Here is an 18,345-nt window from a genome sequence, read left to right on the forward strand (position 1 = left end):
CGATTAATCGCGTCTTTCCTAACTCTTGTACAGACGTGATTGATTGCGTCTCTACTTCTGTCTCTACTTCTTCACCACTTGCAGGCGCTGAGTTACCATCGTCATCCCATTACCGCGTAGGATAACAGCAGAAACCCATTGGCTACCAGGAGTAGATGGTGCTTGTCCGGTTTTGAACACTCCGCCAGATGTTAATAATTGCAAATCTACGGATGTGGGGCTGAAAAACTTATCTACTTGGATGGGTTCTTCTAGCGCTGTTCCTAGCAAGAAATCATCGCCAAGTGGTTCTTGAACGATCGCATCAAAACTATACTTCTGCCCGACTTGTACCTGCTGTGGTAATTTAATATCAATTTGGGGTGGCTTGCTGCCAGAGGTAATTAGGGTGCGTTCTGCCAAAATGTCTTGGCGGACGATTTTACCGCTTTCAATGCGCTGACGCGACTTAATCGTGGCATTAAGAGCCGAATTATTACCACTAGCTGAGGGTAAGCCAGTTATCTTTGTTTCTGTTTCAGCAATAATTCCATTGCCTTCAGATTTTGAAGATAGCAGTTTGGTACTGTATTGTAATTTAGGATATCTTTGCCAAAGTGAAATCAAAGACTTTTCCAGGGTTTGGAAGTTTAATCCATCTCCATGAGTGAAAGAAGGGCTGTAAAATTGCAACACCCCTTTGACATCGCCCCGACTGGCAGCGGCATCAACTTGTGTCAACAGATTTTGCAGATTTGCTGTACCCGCTTGGGCTAATTGCTGTGGTGTCGTTGCTTGAGTGCGTTGCCAGCCACTTGTTAAACTAAGGGTTAGCAGGAACGATAGGCAAATACTGGTTGGAAATCTAAGTTGACGTTTCACGAAGGCGGTAATAATTTTAGTCATTGGCAAGAGTTTACTGATTTGATGAGAGAAAGTCAGGAAATTGTTTTATCTTAGTTAAGCTAGACGCTAAACGGTAGAGGTTTGATGGCAAACGCACCGATACGATTATTAATAGCTGCCAGTGGGACTGGTGGACACTTGTTTCCAGCGATCGCACTGGCACAAAAACTTCCAGATTATCAAATCGAATGGCTGGGAGTACCCGATCGCCTGGAAACTCAACTTGTCCCTAAAGAGTATCCCTTGAATACTATTGCAGTTGAAGGGTTTCAGCAAGGGTTTGGACTCTCCTCGATTCGCATTTTCGGCAAACTTGCCCTTTCGATTATAGAAGTTAGACGAATTTTGAAGCAGGGAAATTTTCAAGGAGTTTTTACCACGGGCGGTTACATTGCCGGGCCAGCCGTCATTGCGGCGCGTTCCCTTGGTTTACCTGTGGTTTTTCACGAATCTAACGCCTTACCGGGTAAAGTAACTCGCTTTTTTGGCCCTTGGTGTAGTGCGGTAGCCTTGGGATTTGAAGTTGCTGCTAAGTATTTGCCCCGTGCTAAAAATGTCTGCGTTGGTACTCCCGTCAGGGCGCAATTTCTCAATGGGGCAATTAATGCACCCCTGGATTTAGCCATTCCTGATGGTGTTCCCTTAATTGTTGTCTTTGGTGGTAGTCAAGGTGCAGTTGCGGTTAATAAGTTGGTGCGCGAATCTGCAAAGGCTTGGTTTGATGCTGGTGCTTATGTCGTACACTTAACTGGCGATCGCGATCCCGAAGCAAATAGTCTTAAACATCCACAGTACATAACCTTACCTTTCTATGACAATATGGCGGCATTGTTACAACGAGCAACTCTTGCCATTAGTCGTTCTGGCGCAGGTAGCTTGACAGAGTTAGCCGTATGTGGAACCCCGGCAATTTTGATTCCTTACCCCTTTGCCGCAGAAGACCATCAATCTTACAATGCAGATGTATTTACCAAAGCTGGTGCGGCGTTAACGCTGAAGCAATCGGAGTTGACAGCCCAAATATTGCAAAGTAATGTGTTGAATTTGTTGCAGTCACCGCAAGAGTTAGCAAAGATGGGGGAAAATGCTTATGCGATCGCAGTGCCCGATAGTGCCGAGAAGTTAGCCCAATTAGTGCGTGAAGTGATAGAAACATAACCTTGATTATTGAGTCTTAAAAATTTATTTCCCCAGTTATGAATATCTTATCCACCCCCAAATTTCGCTTCACAGTAGGTTGTGCTGCTTTATTAATTGTAAGTTTAGCCAGTAGCCATTTATATACTCAGTCAAAAACTAAACAGTTAGACCGACAAAATCAGCCCTTTAGTCAGCCAGAAAGTTTTACCCCACTTAAATCACAGATTTCTCTCGCTTCTAATTATCAAAATCCTTTTGTCGCTCAAGAAACATCTAATGAGATTATAAGCAAGCAAAACGCTTTGTTATCTCAGCAGAATTTGTTAGCTGCATCTGCACCCTTTGCAGTTGTCGATGAATTCAAGAAATATAAATTTAGTATTAATGCTAGCCAAGTTGTTACCCCAGCTAAACTACCCAGTAGCCAGGTTAACTTCAATCAAAAAGATTTATTAACTGTTCTCGTTAATACTAGAAAATATTTTCAAGATTACTCTTCAGAAGACCCAGACATTCTCCGCCCAGGAATGCTTACCACTCAAGGCGTTACTGTACCAGATGTTCTTAACACGTTGAATTTCATGATTGCTGTTTTAAAGGAGGATATTGCTAATAATCGAGCTACTCGTTTGCAAGATTCTAACTTTATCAATACCAACTTTCGAGTAATTAAATGGTCTGCTTACAACCCAAAGAATAAACAGCAAAAGCAATTAAGAATTACCAAATATGCTGTTTTTACTCATCCGGGTTCTCGCAAGAAAACCTCTACTTTTAATACACCAATTTATAGCTTAAAAGAAAATGCTAATAATGATAAATTCTATACAAGATATACCAAACAGGATGTTTTGTCAGGGATTTATGAACCTGGAGGCAGAGAATTTGGAAAAGTTACCAGTCTCGCTTATCTAACCAGAAATGGCTTAGAAGAAGCGATTATGGAAGGAACAATACTAATTAATTTTACAGATGGTAATAAGGCATTTTTTAATGTAGATAGAAATAATGGAATATCTTATATACGCGGATTGAAGGCAACAGCACAAAAGCGTTATTGGTATTTTAGAAAAGTTGATGCTATTAAAGGCTATGGATATAAAATAGATGCAAAAATTTCTGTTAAACCCGGAGTTACTTTTGCCGGAGATGTTTTGAATATCGGTTTAGGTAAAGTGGTTGTGATTGAGCATACTCAAGGCGGTCGCAAACATCTGCGAATGGGAGTCATTGCTGATACAGGTGGAGCCTTTTTACCCAATCTTTATCAACTCGATTTTTTGGCAGGTATTTTTAAGAGTAAAAAAGAATTTGGGCAGAATATCAGCCAATTGCCTGAATATGCGACAGCATACTTTTTAATAAAGAAGTAATCCATTAACAATTCGTAGTTTCTGATTATAGCACAAGCCTTGGTGGTTAGGACATCAACAGATGATGATACTTAGACACAAAAAGACTTTTCACCCAGTCCCCAGTCCCCAGTCCCCAGTCCCCAGTCCCTTGCTATATTTCCTCGATTTTTTTGTTATTTGAGTGTGCGGTAGTGTAAAAACAACTCACTTCCAATCTGACGAGTTTCCACTAGTTCAAGATGAGGAGCAACATTTGGAAGAAAACCCTCTCCCTCAACTGGGCTACGGGCATCCTTTCCTCCATAAATGACGGGCCAAATAGTCAACCACCAATCGTCAATTCTCCCAGCCTTTGCTAGAGCAGCTGTTAAAGAACCGCCTCCCAAAGCTACGACTTTGTGAATACCCTGCTCTGACATCAAGCTGTAAGCTCGATCCCAGTCCAGGTCTGTATCTCCCAAATCAATTAATTCAGCCAGTTTTTGCAAAGTTGTTGCATCAGAATTCCGCTCTAAACCGGTTCGTGTCGTCATTATCCACCGTTCAATATCCTGACTCCAAAAAGGCAAGTCTGGTGAGAGGTCAAGGGAGCCAGAGACAACGCAGGTAATGGGCTGGGGAGACTGACCCCGAACCTCACGTGCTGCCAACAGTTCGGGATTGCGAATTGTAAAGCTTCCTCCTTCAGCGCGAATTGTCCCTGCTCCTACCAGGAATAGATCGGCAAGTGAGACTTGATACTCCAAGTGTGCTTGATCGGCTGCATCTGAATCACGGGGTGCTTGAGGATCTACAGCGCTAATTTTTCCATCGGCCGTCATTCCAAGAACCACAGTTGTTTGGATAGCTGACATAATTACGTTCTGACGGTTCTTTATAATTTTACAACACTCAGTGCTGAGTAATAAGTAATAAGTAATGAGTAATGAGTAATGAGTAGCAATAAGATTACGGAGTTGGTTGATACCCAGATGTTACCGAAGGCGAGTGCCCAGACTTTTGAGTAACTACTCACCAGCTACTCAAAAATGGCTTGAAAATGCTTGTAATCTAATTGGGAGGTAATTCTAAACTCATTTCACCCAACAATCCTTTACGAAAATCTGTTAACAGTTGCCTTGCAGCACGCTCTACATCACCTTTGTAACGATGCTCCGCCAAGGCGTGTAAATAAGTATCTCCAGTGTCGGATGTCGAATCGAGTTGGTAGCGGGACTGTAATGGTTTCTTCGGTAACAAATCTGTAGTTACAGCTTCTAAATAGTTGAATAAATCTATTAGGGCTGCTGCTACTAACTGATTATCGTAAGATGCTTCACCGATATCATCACAAATTGCTAATTTCAATGCTGCATCTTGGTCTTCTAACCTGAGAGGGATGACACCAGGAGCATCTAGCAATTCCAAATGTTCGGAAATTCGTACCCAGCGCAGTTGGCGAGTCACTCCAGGACGGGCTGCACTTTCCACTACTCGCCGTCCTAAAAGGCGGTTAATCAAAGCTGATTTACCAACGTTGGGAAAACCAATTACTACAGCCCGCACTGGACGAGGTAACATTCCGCGATCGCTTCTTCTTTGATTGAGTTCTACTCCGGCGGCTTGCGCTGCCCGTGCGACTTCTGCTATACCTTTACCATGTTGAGCGTTGGTAAAATAAGGGATTTCCCCTTGACGTTTAAACCAATCTATCCACAGCGATCGCATTTGTGGCGTAATCATATCTACTCGGTTAAGGATCAACACCCGTTTCTTACCCTCCACCCACTCACCTATTTGCGGATGGTGAGTCGCTAAGGGAATCCGCGCGTCTCGTACCTCAAATACCACATCTACGCGCTTAAGCTGCTCTTTGAGCTTCTTTTCAGCTTTCGCAATGTGACCTGGATACCATTGAATCAGATTTAATCTATAGTTTTGAGTTATAGCCATTTTTTTCTTTGTCCTTTGTTATTTGTCCTTTGTCCTTTGTTATTTGTCCTTTGCAAATGACAAATGACCAATGACTAATGACTCCCTGTAGCCGCTTGATGTAAAATCAGAAGATTGCCATCAGGGTCATAAGCATAAATTTCTCTGCCGTGGGAAGCAATGGCAATCTTTCCTGGTGGGGGATAGCCCAAAGCTGTTAGGTGAGCGATCGCATCTTCTAAGTTACTCACCTCTAAACACAAACTTATCTTACTTTTGCTGACAGCTTCAAACTCCGATTCGTTTGTGTTCTTCGGTTTAAAAATACCTAATCGCATACCAACCAAATTAAACTCTGCATAGACATTCGGAACTAAAATAATTGGCTTTTGCTCCAGCAATTTAGTATAGAAATTAACTAAATTCTCGCAATTAATTGATGCTATGGTGACAAAGGCGTTCGTGTAATTAAAAACCATATTTTTATCGCCCTTTGAAGTTTTAACGTAAGGATTCAGCACCCAGGAGTCAGGAGCCAGAATTTATCAGGAATCTAGAATGATTGGTATATTTATTCATCAAATGTTCTCCTGATTCTTTAACTATTCTGAATTCTGAATTCTGACTCCTGAATTCTTACCTTTTAACTTACATAGCATAGGCGTTTATGGTTATCATAATTGACAATTATTTTGGGAAAAAAATTAAGTTTACGACTGGTCAAGTAGTAGTATTTAAATTTGGAATTAATACATTCATCACTTGTTCGGAAGGTAGAAAATTTAAGTCGCTCCAATTTTTTTACCAGTCTCTCAACGCCTTGTCTCTTTCATTTTGGAGTTACTTTGATGTTAAAGCTATCATTATACTCAATTTTGATTGTTATTTTTGTCTAAGTCCCGATAACCGCCTTTTTAACTGGACAATTGGGGGCGCACAGTACCCTATCTAGCTACCTTTTAATTCAGTAGCTTCTCTCTGGGATTTCAATTGAGATGCAATCAGGGGAACTTTGGGCGCGAGAAAAAATCCAATTAAACTGGCAAAAAGGATTGGTGTAAAAGGACTTAAGTTAGTCAATTTTGACAGTAGCAGAGTTGTACTTATGGGTGTGCGCGTTACGGCTGCATTAATAGCCGCCATTGTACAAATCATCGCAAGGGCGGGATTCAGCCCAGGAATTAAGACTGCTACGGCTTTACCAATACAAGCACCAGTGAAAAATAGGGGGATAATGAATCCACCGCGCCACCCACCTGTTACCGTTATGCTAATGGCAGCCATTTTACCAAAAGCAAGAGTTAAGAGAAAAATAGCACCAAAACTAGTAGTGAGGACTGGCTCTAATTCTTCATGTCCAAAATAACGGGTTAGGGGTAATAAAACTGCTAATATGGCAAGCCCAAATCCTGCTAATGTAGTGCGTATATAAATAGGGCCGGGAATTCGAGCAAACAAGTAATCGCAACCTCGAAAAATACCCATAAAAATCCATCCCGCCAACGCCCCAATGATTCCGAATAGAATAGCGATCGCAAAGTCATCAATTTTTTCTAGGTGGTACTGGGGAAAATGCCAAGTAGGGGCAATTCCCAAATGTGTAATTGCTGCAAATACCAGATAACTAGCACAACTTGAAACAATGGCTGGCATCAAGGCTTCGTAATATTCCACAATATGCTCGTGGTGTAGAATCTCTAAAGCGAACATTGCACCGCCAAGAGGTGCGCCAAATAAGGCAGTGAAACCAGCCGCCATCGCTGCTAAACTTATAGTTCTCAGGTCTTCACCTTGGAGTTTTAAGCGCTCGCCTACCCAAGTACCAAAAGAACCTGTTACTTGTACCAGTGGTGCTTCTGGCCCAGCACTACCGCCTGCCGATATGCTGATTAAAGAAGCAAGAATCATTGAAGGATTTTTGCGAGCATCTAAGCGTCCACCACGAAAATGGATATTATCAACAATTACGGCAATTTCACCGGGATTTCCCAGAAAATGAATCACCAGCCCAATAATTAAACCTGCGAGTGGCATCGCTATCAGGAGACTAAAACCTTCTAATCGTTGCAGATGATGAGTTAAAAATTCTAAAATATTCCAGTAAAAAGCGGCGAATAGACCACCAGCCATGCCTACAACTACCCAGAGGAACACCCACTGCGAAATCATCAAGGGATTACGTTTTACCAGTCCAAAAAGTTGAGCAAATGTCCGGCGTTGAGTTTGATTGGTAGCGGTGGGCTTTTTTGGTAACACAGCTTATTTCCTCTTTGTGAAACGAAGAATATGGAATATTACGTTTTTTATCGTAAAGGCTATTGAGTCCACTTAATCATCTTTGCTCCATAAAGTAATACAGTTCAGTTAAGCAATTTTTATTTCCTTCTCTCCGGGTTCTCTGCGTCTCTGCGATAGACTGCGGCAAGGCGCTTTGCATCATACAGCGTAACTTACACGTTTAAGGTTTCATGGTTGATACTTCATTGACCTATAAACCATTTTAGAGTAGCTACCTTTTGAGGTAATTATCTACCTAAGTTGCTTATTTCTCTTGGTAGATTAAATGAAAATTAAAAAATATCAAGATAACAATATACACAGCTGAAAACTAAACTGTAAATTGTTAGTTTTATGCAAAAGATTTATGGCAATGTTCAGGGCATCAAAGCTAGTCAGATCAAACACCTGCAACAGCTTTATATCAGCAACTGGACGCTTAGGTTTAGAGACTTTAAAAATGCGATCGCTGCAATTAATTGACGAAATTGAAGCAGTTGCAATCCCACAAAATTCATACTAAACAAGAAGAAATTATATGATACCGACTATCATTGTTCACGGTGGAGCAAAAACTATCACAGACGACAAAGTTGCAGCCAATAATGCAGGCTGTACAGCAGCAACAGAGGCTGGTTGGGCAGTGCTAATCAGTGGAGGTACAGCCGCCGAAGCTGTGGAAGCAGCAATTCGAGTTTTGGAATCCGATCGGACATTTAACGCCAGCCTTGGCGCAACTCTCAATAACGATGGAGAGGTAGAGTTAGACGCAGCGATTATGGAAGGCTCATTAAGTTGGGGAGCGATCGCAGCAGTTCAAGGTATTCGCCATCCAATCTCCCTAGCACGGAAGATTATGGATGATAAACCCAGACTACTAGTAGCGCGGGGTGCAGAACGCTTTGCCATAGATTCTGGGGCTGAAATGTGTAAAAAAGAAGACTTAATTGCTGAGGAACAGTGGGAGCAGTGGAAAGAAGATCGAGAAGTAATCGATCGCCCCAACACCGTAGGTTGTGTAGCTTTGGATGCTAGCGGCATCTTAGCGGCTGGCACTTCAACTGGCGGCACTACCAAGCAGCAACAAGGTCGCGTCGGTGATACTGCACTTGTTGGTTGTGGCTTATACGCTGACAATAAAATCGGTGGTTGCTCAACAACAGGTGATGGCGAGTCGATTATCCCAGTGGTTTTGGCTAAAACTGCGATCGATTTCTTGAGTGGAGATAGACACCCAGACGAAGCAGCACAGATGGCAATTGACGCTTTAGTTTCAAAGGTTAAAGGTGAAGCCGGATGCATCCTGATAGACCGTCAAGGACGCATTGGCTGGGCGTATAACTCATCACACATGGCTTGTGCTTATATGACTGAAGGGCAAGACAAAGTAGCTGTGTTTACTAAAAAATAACTCACATAGCAATCCTAAATGAGTCGTGAAAACCTCCGATTCCCCTCTCTGCGTCTCTTTTGCCTCTGCGGTTAATTTATTTTGCCAAATCATTTAGGATTGTTATAGCAAAAGTAACATTTCATTTGATTTTTTAAGTTTGAATATGGGAAACTTCCTGAATATATAGGTTTTTTTCAAAATAGTAAGGAATTAATGAACTCAAAATATAACTTTCAATACTTTCAAGGAAGTTCTCTATCTGATTTGTTTGCCCAAGATATTACAGATGCATCTTATGGCTTTATCTTAAATTATCCTGCAACTGCAAGTTGGGCTGCTTATCCCAATCGGCAAAAATATTTTATTCAAGATGGTAGTAGTGAAGCCAGCAAAACCTCCTTCGACAAGCTTTGTCAAAAAGAACCTTGGAAAAATTTGGCAGTGTTAGGCTCGCGCATTCCCGGAATTGTGATTAATCAGCCGCCAAAGTCTCTCCTTGAATACTGGCAAGAGCATTTCGGATTCAAGCACTCCAATATTGAGATGATGGATTGCTCGACTTATCTAGACGATCTAAGCCATAGCGATGGCTGCGCCAACGCCAAGGGCGAACGCTTTGACAAACTCATTACCCTATTTCCCTTCGATCGTTTAAAACCAGAAAAACACGCTGTTGATTCAGACACCCATTACCGCTTACTCAGCAAAGTAACGCTAGAAGAATTGGGGGTGCAATGTCCAAAATATAAAAGCTACAATCTGCACCAAGTCAATATCGAAGACATTCCATTACCACAATTTCCCTACTTAATTAAAACATCGCACGGACTCTCAGGAGAAGGCACTTATATCATCAAAAGTTCCAGCGATTTAAACTACTGCCTCGAAGAAATTAGAAAATATCTTGATATTAAGTTGCTTGATACGATTATTGTCTCGGAGTTCGTCAAGAATGAGGTACAAAATTACTGCGTACAGTTTTATGTCAACAAAGCGGGAAAGATAACTCTCATCGGCACTACCGGACAACTCGTTACTCCAGAAGGTAGCTATTTAGGAGGAGTAATTGACTACCGTAACACTGATATGAGCAAGTTTTTTGAGATGATTGCCAACGTTGGTGAGTATGCTCACAAACAGGGATATTTCGGCATGATTGGCTTTGATGTACTCGAAGATCGAGATGGACAACTTTATGCGATCGATGCCAATTTTCGAGTCAATGGCTCGACTCCGTTGTGTTTGCAACGCCATACCCTACTGGGATTGGGAAAAGAAGTAGCTAAATATTCCAGTAGCTACCGAATGGAGGGGACATTAGAATCAATCCTCATAACCTTGAAACCAGAACTAGATCGCAAAGACTTGATGATTCTATCAGCTTTAGAGAAAGTCAAATACGGAAAAATCTACACTGAACTTTATGCGATCGTTACTGGAGAAAGTATTCAAGAAATGCAATACATAGAGCAGAAGTTACAGAGAAAGGGATTACAATTACAGGTTTAGATAGGACGATAGTTAATATTTGTTTTTCGCCATAATCCACTCTAACCCTAATTGATTTCGCTTATTAGTGAGAAAAATGCTACTGCTATCAAAACCTTTGTCAAAACAAGAGCCTACAAAAATTGTGGCAAAACTGGCAAAATAACCCACATATAAGCGTTTAGCTTGACTGCGAGATGCTCAAAATAGCACCCCGCAACCCTACTGTTTAGTGATAAAAAAGCGCTAATTAAAGATTAATCAAGCACAAAATTGTTGTTGGTTAGTGACAATCCAGCAGATAGTTGGGCAAATTTTACCTGAGTAAACTCAGCCGCACTGCCATCTTGGTCAAAGTACAGACCACCTGTAGAAAAATCATAAATGAATCGTTGATTGCTTGTTGTTGCAGATGTCCCAATAGTGAACTGAGCATCCGAGAGTGAACCTATTGATAACCCGCCACCAAAACCAAGAGCAGATACCTGAATCAGTTCATTAGTAGCGTTGAAGTCATAAATACTATCAACACCTCCATCGTAATTATAATATAAATCAAAGATATCAGTTCCATCCCCTCCAGTTAGGCTGTCATTACCACCTCCACCTGTAAGGGTATCATTGCCATTGCTCCCAACAATATTGTCATCATAGCTCGTACCTAAGATACGTAATTGTTCGATATTGTTGTAGTTAACCTGATACAAACCCACCGTAATTGAGCCAGTGTTAGTAGTAGCATTGAATGTTGAAGTGATTCCCCCAGTAGTCTCGTTGTAAAAGGCGAACAACGAATCGTCACCATTACCTCCATCGACTGTTTGAGTCACTAAATCAAGCAGGTCAGTATCTGGGGAATCAATGACTAGGTTGAAAGAATCATTACCATCGCCCCCAGACAGAAGATTATCGCCTTTTGAACTACTAAACCTCAATATATCGTCACCAGCGCCTCCTTCTAGGGTGTTTTTACCAGACGGGCGAGAGTCGGAGTAGGAGTAGTTGTAGTAAGAGTTGCTGCTAGAAATATCAAGATAATCATTGCCATCACCCCCAGAGAGCAAGTTATCACCTGTTGAACCAGCACCACTCAAGCTATCATTACCAGCACCTCCATTAAGAGTGTTATTCCCTAAAGAGCGAGAGTCGGAGTAGTAGTAAGATGAGTCGTAGAAGTAGCCGCCAGAAATGTCAAGAAAATCATTGCCATCGCCCCCAGACAGCAGATTATCGCCTTTTGAACCGCTAGCACTTAAGGTATCATCACCAATACCTCCATTAAGAGTGTTATTCCCTAAAGAGCGAGAGTCTGGAGTAGTAGGAGCCTCGTAATTATATCTGACAAAGCCAGAAATGTCAAGAAAATCATTGTCATTGCCCCCCAAGAGCAGGTTATCGCCTGTTGAACCACTAGCATTCAAGCTATCGTTACCTGCACCACCGTTGAGGATGTTATTATCTGCATCACCGTTAAGGGTATCATTTCCTGCACCACCGTTGAGGGTATCATTTCCTGCACCTCCTCTGAGCAGGTCATTACCACTCAAGCCGTCAATGATGTCGTCACCCCCCTGACCATTAATGACATCATTGGAGTTGTCAAAACCCGTAATATTATTATCGAGGTCATTCAGGAAGGTAACAGTGTTCCTGTTGAACACTGTAGTTTGAGTGGAATCAGCATCAAACACATCGAAACTGTCAACGATACTGGTTTCTCCATCAAACAGAATATTGCCAATAGCAGGTCGTGAAGAAGTTGCTGGCAGATTATCTAGGTCTTCTAATTTGAAGTTTTGGAGAATGACTTTGCTAGTAACGGAATCTCTAAAGGTGATTTCTAAGTTATTACCGTTTTGAGTTAATTGCAAATCTCGAGCAGTTAAGCCACTACCTGTAAATTGCAGGGTGTCTACGGAGCCTATCACCGCCTCTGAGGGATTTGAGCCTTTACCCACACCGACAAAATCGGCGATTAGATCAATGCCATCGTCTGCGTAGAGAAAGTTGTAAATAAATTTATCATTGCCTGCACCACCAGTTAGGGTATCGTTACCACTGTTTCCAGAGAGGGTATCGTTACCATCGTTGCCAACGATGTTGTCATTGTTCCTTGTACCTGAGATATTTAATCGCTCGATATTCTTGTAGCTAACTTGATTCGTGCCTGCTGTAATTGAGCCAATGTTAGTAGTAGTATTGAATGTTGTTGTAATACCCGCAGAACTATTGCTGTAATTAACAGACAACAAATCGTCACCTTCACCTCCATCTACAGTATCTTTGCCACCATACGGAGAGAGCGTATCGTTGCCATCGTTGCCAACAATGTTGTCATTGTAGCCTGTACCTAAGATATTTAATTGTTCGATATTTTTGTATCTAACCCGATTCGTGCCTGCCGTAATTGAGCCAATATTAGTAGTAGTATTGAATGTAGTCGTAATACCCGCAGAATTATTTCTGTAATCAACAGACAACAAATCCTCACCCTCACCTCCATCTATGGTATCTTTGCCAACATAACCCGTGGAAAGCGTATCGTTGCCACTGTTACCAACGATATTGTCATCATAGTCCGTACCTGAGATATTTAATCGTTCGATATTTTTGTAGCTAACCTGATATGTGCCTGCCGTAATTGAGCCAATGTTAGTAGTAGTATTGAATGTAGTTGCGATCCCATTTGTACCTAACCTGTAATCAACGGATAACAAATCGTCACCCTCACCCCCATCTACTGTTTGAGTCACTAAATTAGAAGGGGCGCTATCTGCAAATGTGGGGCTTAGATAGAAGGAATCATTACCAGCATCTCCGTTGAAGGTGTTATTCCCTGTTGAATGTTCGGCCCTCAAGGTATCGTCACCAGCGCCTCCATCCAGGGAGTTATTTCCCGATGAGGATAAATAAGCAGCATCAGAGCTGGTTACAGATAAGTAGGCAGAGATGGAGAGAGAATCATTCCCATCGCCCCCAGAGAGGAAGTTATTCCCTGTTGAATAATCAGCCCTCAAGGTATCGTTACCAGCACCTCCATCCAGGGAGTGATTGCCCGATGAGCTAAAATTAGGCTCTCCTTTATAAGTATAATTTCCAGAGGTGGAGAGATAATCATTCCCATCGCCCCCAGAGAGGAAGTGATTGCCGGATGGAGACTCAGCATTCAAGTAATCGTCACCAGCGCCACCATTGAGAGTGTTATTGCTTGAGGAGGGGTAATATATATATCGACTGACGCTGCTATAAACATTAGAGGCGTAAAGAGTATCATTCCCATCGCCCCCAGAGAGTAAGTTATTGCCAGATGTTGCCCCAGCATCCAAGTAATCGTCACCATCACCACCGTTGAGGGTATTATCGCCTGTTGAAAATTCTACATTCAAAAAATCGTTTCCAGTACCACCAACAAGAGAGTCATTGCCTGTAAGAGAGTCATTCCCCACACCACCAACCAGGGTATCATTTCCTACACCACCAATCAGAGTATCATCCCCTGCACCGCCTCTAAGGAGATCGTCTCCACTCAAGCCATTAATGATGTCATCGCCTCCCTGAGCATTTATGACATCATCTGAGTTGTCAAAACCACTGACGTTATTGTTCAGGTCGTTAAGGAAGGTGACTGTATTTTTATTGAAGATGGTGCTTTGGGTCGAGTCGGCATTGAAGACATCAAAGCTATCTGTAGTGCTAGTTTGACCATAAAACACGATATTGCTCAAGTCTACAGTGGCTCCTGTAGATGTGCTGAGGTTTTCTAGGTTTTCCAAGGCAAAGTTTTGTAGGATAAGTGGGGCACCAAAAAACCTTGTTGTATAGGGATCAACTTGAAAGCTGATTTCCAGATTATTGCCATTCTGAGTCAGCAACAAGTTTTGAGCAGTGATACCATCGCCCTGCAATTCTAGAGTGTCTACTTCGGCAATGACTCCTGCTGTCGGGTTTGTGCCTTTACCTACGCCACCAAAATCGGTGATGATATTATTTGTCTTGTTGTAGTCGTAGTAGTAAAATTCGTAAACAAATTTATCCTTGCCGCTTCCACCAGTCAAGGTATCCTTGCCACCGATATTAGATATAGTATCGTTGCCTGCTTGACCGTTAATCGTATCCGCTTCCTCAGTGCCAAATAGACTATCGTCACCGTTGGTTCCAATGATATTTGCCATAAGTTTTACCTATCTAAATCATTTTTTTCAGTAACTTCACTTATCAAGCCGCTGCTTGTGCGGTTTAAGGATGCAAACAACTCACCAAAATGTGATGTTTTCGGCATATTCATCTCATTTCTACAGATGTCGAAGGTATTGCATATAGTTATTTTCAATTCGGTGAGGTACGAAGTAGGTAAACAGACCTAACTTCGTAACCCCCTTTCCGAAGCGGGAAGGGGGGAAATTCAAAGCCTTTCTCCTTTTAGACTACCGTATTACCGTATATACACGAGTCGAGTTGGGAATAAAATGGACAGAAAAGAACGGAAAATTATTTTTGAAATCCTTGATTTGACGTTATCTTTCTATCAATGATTTGGTACTATTGATCATTCATTGGATCGATTCAAAACCTTGTCTTATAAATTTTGTATCTTATAAGACAAGGTTTTGAGGGCTTGTGTATACACCTGTAGGTACTTTGAGGGGAGAAGTCAAAGTTTTACCTCACTCGGTTGAGAAACGCTATATAAATATTCTATAACCCACGAAAGATTTAGATATCTCCAGCACTGCCTAATATCAGGAAATATACTTTACTCTCCCCATTGCAATCATGGAAGCTTATGACGTTGTAATTATTGGCGCTGGGACTCATCCAGGTGGTTCAATTTCTGGTTTGCCGAGATGTAATTATGCGCGTGTGTTTTTGCATCATGAGGAACCCATCGCCCAGAAAATCAAGGGTAAGAATTCAGGAGTCAGAATTCAGGAGTCAGAATAGTTTAAGAATCAGGTGGAGATTTGACATATAGGTATGTTACTTGATACCAGAATTATTATAAACTCTGACTTCTGACTCCTGGGTGCTGAATTCTTACAATCAAGGAAGCAGGAGGCTCAATTAAATCTGCGTTTACATCTGTCTTAAGGAATGAATTAGATTAATAGGTTGTTTATATAAAAAGTAAATAGCATCCGAGATTGCTTTATTTGAAAGTTGAGCCTGAAGTAGTTAAGCTGCTAAAGATGAGATTTTTTAGTAAGTTTCTGATGCTTCTTAGCCGAAAAATGGAAAGTATACTAAATGTTTACAGATACTTCCTGTGGCGCTTTTAGATTCCCCAAAAGACAGAGAACTACAACCCTAATAGTAACTAACATGTGGATGTAGGAGAGTTATTAAGGAATATTTACAATGGCAACTCAAACTAATAAAGCGATTGAATTATCTACTGAGGCTAAAGCATATAACGGTGTCGATCGCAATGCTTGGATTATTGGCTGGAATCCCCAGCAAGAACTATGGAATGGACGTTTAGCGATGATTGGCTTTGTTGCTTACCTACTTTGGGATTTGGCAGGCTATAGTGTTGTGCGCGACGTACTAAACTGGGTTGGCTAAATCTGCGCTGATGATTTATCCCCTCTTGGGGAAATCAATTTAATAAACAACTTAGTAGCATTTTAATACTTAATCTATTCGTGAATGAGAGTCTAATGCTAGGGTTCAATATAAGAATTAGGTTTGATTTGGAGAAAATATACGTAGGATGTGAGCGCAAAGAGTACGGCATCAAGCTCGTGAAAATAGTGCGTTACGAACTCCGTTCTAACACACTCTACAGTACCTAATTTCGTTCACAAATTAAATAGTAATTATATATAGACACACTAATACAATAAAGAGGGAAATATGATAGCTCAAAATACAATACATGCATTAGGCGTATTTGCTAATTCTCAAGGAATAGAGCAGGCAATTAATGAATTGAAAACTGCAAACTTTCCTATGGAGAGAGTTTCTATCATTGCTAAAGATGTAGAGCAAGGTGAAAACTTAAGTGAGGCGCAAATAAGCGATCGCAGAACGCCCGCCGTCAGCGATCGCATCGGCGATCAAGATGTGAATACAACCGGAGCAGTACGAGAGGCACTAGCAGCAAGTACTTGGGGTAGTGTGTTAGTTGGTTTGAGTAGTCTGGCACTTCCCGGTTTAGGAGCCGTGTTAGCAGCAGGTTCCGTAGGTGTGGCATTAGTCAGTAGCGTAGCAGGTGTTGCTGTGGGAGCCGCAGCAAATCAGAATTTACTCAAAGCATTAGGCGATTTAGGCATACCCGAAGAGAGAGCGAGAGTTTATAGCGATCGCCTCCAAGAGAGCTATTATTTACTCATTTTAGAAGGCTCAGAAGAAGAAATTCATCGCGTTGAACCAATATTACGCGATCGCGGTATTGAATATTGGGGCGTTTATGACTCACCGCATACTTCAAATGGTGGAGTTAATTAACACTTTCTTAAACCAAGGATGAGAATAAAGTTTAATTTCACCTACTTATTTCTAGCTTTTTTACTAATCCTAAAGCTAGATGTAATTTCTGAAAATAGAAGCAAAATTGTAATAGGTGATTCAAGAATTTAAAAGTTATGAAAACTAACAATGTAAGTAAATCGAATAGTGATAAATCAACAATAGTTGAAGGTGAAAATAGAGAAGTCTACAATCAAAAAACCTCTCGACTATTTATAATTAGCACAACATTGGGAGTTTTAACAATTATCCTAATTGCTGCTAGTTCTTATTATGGACTTATTCGCTTCTAATAGTATTTAGGTAAGCGGAATCTTTGCACTTTTTGTTTTTTGGTAACAGCAATACTAATGAAATTAAAGCCAATCAATCAGCAAGTTGTTTCCGTTGTTGGAGCGTCTAGCGGTATCGGACGGATTGCAGCTATTGAGTTTGCTAGACGCGGGGCAAAAGTAGTAGTCTCGGCTCGCGGTGAGTCAAAACTAAAGTCTTTAGTAGAGGAGATTCGCAGCTTTGGCGGGGAAGCAACTTATTGTGTAGCTGATGTAGAAGTATTCGATCAAGTTAAGGCGATCGCAGATAAAACTGTGGAAGTCTACGGGCGACTTGATACATGGGTACATGTCCCCGCGATCGGCATCTTTGCCACTTTCGACAAAACAACACCAGAAGAGTTTAAGCACGTTATTGATGTCGATCTTATGGGACAAGTCTATGGTGCAATGGCCGCCCTACCCCATCTCAAACGTGAGGGACGCGGGGCATTGATCCATGTCTCTTCAATGGAAGGTAGGCGATCGCTTCCTTATCAAAGTGCTTACTCGGCAGCCAAGCATGGGGTTGAGGGCTTTATCGAAGCGATGCGCCTTGAATTGCAACATGAAAAATTGCCAATCAGCGTCACAAGTGTGAAGCCAGCAGTAATCAACACTCCCTTTTGGAATAATGGTTTGACGAAATTAGGCGTAAAACCTTCTGGTATCCCACCTTACTACGAACCTAAACTTGTAGCTGATGCCATTCTCTATACAGCCGAACATCCAACTCGTGACTTCTTGGTTGGGGATGTAGCTAAGATATTAGATTTGGTACAGCGTATCTCACCATCATTAGTAGATTCACTGTTACTGCTTGTCGGCTTCCAGTTACAGCATACTTCCGAGCCAAAATCTGAAGACGCACCAAATAATTTCTATCAACCTGTTGCCGAAGATGACAGAGTTAACGGGGACTTCACTAACTTAGTTATACCTAGCATTTCCGATTGGCTAGATAAAAATCCGCTTCTCCAATGGGGTGCGATCGCAGGTACAGCAGCGTTAGCGTTGCTGGTGGCGCAAGTATTCAATATGTGCGATTCGTTGATTAGTGAATCACGGCAATCAGTCCGTACATAACTAATCCAGCCCGTCAGCAGATTACTGACAC

General features: G+C 41.6%; 15 protein-coding genes. 9 read left to right on the forward strand and 6 right to left on the reverse strand.

The window, feature by feature from the left end:
* Positions 1-63: 63 nt before the first annotated feature.
* On the reverse strand, positions 64-885 hold the full coding sequence (locus tag RMZ41_RS29750) for a nuclear transport factor 2 family protein (RefSeq protein ID WP_322641188.1): 822 nt from the start codon (positions 883-885) through the stop codon (positions 64-66).
* A gap of 84 nt (positions 886-969) precedes the next feature.
* On the opposite strand from RMZ41_RS29750, the gene murG reads away from it, so the two are divergent.
* Positions 970-2,043 carry an undecaprenyldiphospho-muramoylpentapeptide beta-N-acetylglucosaminyltransferase gene (gene murG / locus RMZ41_RS29755; RefSeq protein ID WP_322641187.1) on the forward strand — a complete coding sequence of 358 codons (1,074 nt, stop codon included), beginning with the start codon at positions 970-972 and terminating at the stop codon, positions 2,041-2,043.
* A 38-nt stretch (positions 2,044-2,081) separates the two neighbouring features.
* Entirely contained in the window at positions 2,082-3,398 is a 1,317-nt protein-coding gene (locus tag RMZ41_RS29760) for a hypothetical protein (protein WP_322641186.1), read from the forward strand.
* A gap of 155 nt (positions 3,399-3,553) precedes the next feature.
* Here the strand turns inward: RMZ41_RS29760 and RMZ41_RS29765 are convergent, their stop codons facing one another.
* From RMZ41_RS29765 to RMZ41_RS29780, 4 genes are all read right to left on the reverse strand, one after another.
* Positions 3,554-4,234, reverse strand: a complete 681-nt coding sequence (locus tag RMZ41_RS29765; RefSeq protein WP_322641185.1) for a RibD family protein — start codon at positions 4,232-4,234, stop codon at positions 3,554-3,556.
* Between the two features lie 196 nt (positions 4,235-4,430).
* Positions 4,431-5,312: a ribosome biogenesis GTPase YlqF gene (gene ylqF, locus RMZ41_RS29770; protein ID WP_322641184.1), complete on the reverse strand. Its 882-nt coding sequence runs from the start codon at positions 5,310-5,312 to the stop codon at positions 4,431-4,433.
* Positions 5,313-5,386: 74 nt separating this feature from the next.
* Complete coding sequence (locus RMZ41_RS29775; protein WP_322641183.1) at positions 5,387-5,770, reverse strand: VOC family protein; 384 nt, start codon at positions 5,768-5,770, stop codon at positions 5,387-5,389.
* A 469-nt stretch (positions 5,771-6,239) separates the two neighbouring features.
* Entirely contained in the window at positions 6,240-7,547 is a 1,308-nt protein-coding gene (locus RMZ41_RS29780; protein WP_322641182.1) for a chloride channel protein, read from the reverse strand.
* A 388-nt stretch (positions 7,548-7,935) separates the two neighbouring features.
* Between RMZ41_RS29780 and RMZ41_RS29785 the strand changes: the two genes are divergently transcribed.
* The 3 genes from RMZ41_RS29785 to RMZ41_RS29795 all read left to right on the forward strand — a co-directional run bounded on the left by RMZ41_RS29785 (position 7,936) and on the right by RMZ41_RS29795 (position 10,470).
* Positions 7,936-8,091 carry a hypothetical protein gene (locus RMZ41_RS29785; RefSeq protein ID WP_322641181.1) on the forward strand — a complete coding sequence of 52 codons (156 nt, stop codon included), beginning with the start codon at positions 7,936-7,938 and terminating at the stop codon, positions 8,089-8,091.
* 15 nt (positions 8,092-8,106) lie between these two features.
* Positions 8,107-8,979 carry an isoaspartyl peptidase/L-asparaginase family protein gene (locus tag RMZ41_RS29790; protein ID WP_322641180.1) on the forward strand — a complete coding sequence of 291 codons (873 nt, stop codon included), beginning with the start codon at positions 8,107-8,109 and terminating at the stop codon, positions 8,977-8,979.
* Positions 8,980-9,174: 195 nt separating this feature from the next.
* Positions 9,175-10,470: an ATP-grasp domain-containing protein gene (locus RMZ41_RS29795; RefSeq protein ID WP_322641179.1), complete on the forward strand. Its 1,296-nt coding sequence runs from the start codon at positions 9,175-9,177 to the stop codon at positions 10,468-10,470.
* Positions 10,471-10,706: 236 nt separating this feature from the next.
* Here the strand turns inward: RMZ41_RS29795 and RMZ41_RS29800 are convergent, their stop codons facing one another.
* Positions 10,707-14,621 (reverse strand): calcium-binding protein, encoded by a 3,915-nt coding sequence (locus tag RMZ41_RS29800; protein ID WP_322641178.1) that lies wholly within the window; start codon positions 14,619-14,621, stop codon positions 10,707-10,709.
* A 601-nt stretch (positions 14,622-15,222) separates the two neighbouring features.
* Between RMZ41_RS29800 and RMZ41_RS29805 the strand changes: the two genes are divergently transcribed.
* The 4 genes from RMZ41_RS29805 to RMZ41_RS29820 all read left to right on the forward strand — a co-directional run bounded on the left by RMZ41_RS29805 (position 15,223) and on the right by RMZ41_RS29820 (position 18,314).
* Positions 15,223-15,390: a hypothetical protein gene (locus tag RMZ41_RS29805; protein WP_322641177.1), complete on the forward strand. Its 168-nt coding sequence runs from the start codon at positions 15,223-15,225 to the stop codon at positions 15,388-15,390.
* A gap of 414 nt (positions 15,391-15,804) precedes the next feature.
* Positions 15,805-16,011 (forward strand): chlorophyll a/b-binding protein, encoded by a 207-nt coding sequence (locus tag RMZ41_RS29810; protein WP_322641176.1) that lies wholly within the window; start codon positions 15,805-15,807, stop codon positions 16,009-16,011.
* A gap of 291 nt (positions 16,012-16,302) precedes the next feature.
* Positions 16,303-16,896: a hypothetical protein gene (locus tag RMZ41_RS29815; RefSeq protein WP_322641175.1), complete on the forward strand. Its 594-nt coding sequence runs from the start codon at positions 16,303-16,305 to the stop codon at positions 16,894-16,896.
* 371 nt (positions 16,897-17,267) lie between these two features.
* The gene (locus RMZ41_RS29820) at positions 17,268-18,314 is read left to right on the forward strand and encodes an SDR family oxidoreductase (protein WP_322641174.1); all 1,047 of its coding nucleotides are present in this window, start codon (positions 17,268-17,270) and stop codon (positions 18,312-18,314) included.
* The last annotated feature ends 31 nt before the right edge of the window (positions 18,315-18,345 follow it).

Origin of the sequence: Nostoc sp. DedVER02 (assembly GCF_034530675.2) — a bacterium.
In the GTDB taxonomy this organism is placed as follows: Bacteria; Cyanobacteriota; Cyanobacteriia; order Cyanobacteriales; family Nostocaceae; genus Nostoc.